Annotated in this window: 1 protein-coding gene; it reads right to left on the bottom strand. The window is 42.6% G+C overall.

The window, feature by feature from the left end; all coding sequences use genetic code 11:
* Positions 1-219: 219 nt before the first annotated feature.
* Positions 220-558 (bottom strand): thioredoxin family protein, encoded by a 339-nt coding sequence (locus ABLT31_RS38900; RefSeq protein ID WP_367761086.1) that lies wholly within the window; start codon positions 556-558, stop codon positions 220-222.
* Between the last annotated feature and the right edge of the window lie 57 nt (positions 559-615).

Below are 615 nucleotides of genomic sequence, written 5' to 3'. Positions count from 1 at the left end.
ATCATGTATGGTTTCATTATAAAGTAAAATACCACTGCGATAAATCCTTTTTATTATACTGTCAGAATTTATAACTTCGTTATATCATTTGGACAGCACGAGGAAAACTTGTTGACGCAGAATTGTAGTCTTGGCATCAGCCAAGTTTTCTAGTTTTGAGGTATTTCGTTTGAATAAAAAAGAGACCGGCAGTTCCTATGCCGGTCTTTAATTTAAATCCTATACTGCATTCTCACTGGCGCTTGAATGGCTAAGGATAAGTCCTTCGACAGACTCGATGTTGACATCCTTGCCTCCCAAGCGGCCCACTTCCTGCCCATCCTTAAAGAGCAAGAAGGAAGGCAATCCAATCACTCGAAGATCGATGCATAGCCTCCGATTTTCAGCGCTGTTTAGCTTAACCACCTTGACTTGCCCTTGATATTTTTTTTCCAATTCTTCCACTGCCGGCATAAGGGCGATGCAAGGGTCGCACGTTGGTCCCCAAATGTCGACTAGAACTGGCTGCTGGGACTCCCGTACTTCCGCTTGAAAATTCTCCTTGTTTACTTCGATCACTATGAACCGCTCCCCTCATTTTTTTCAATAATATAAGACATTCCGTCAGAAAGCTTC

The organism is Ammoniphilus soli (assembly GCF_040813775.1).
Note: the sequence above shows the minus strand (reverse complement) of the source record. Positions and strands in the feature narration are given on the sequence as shown.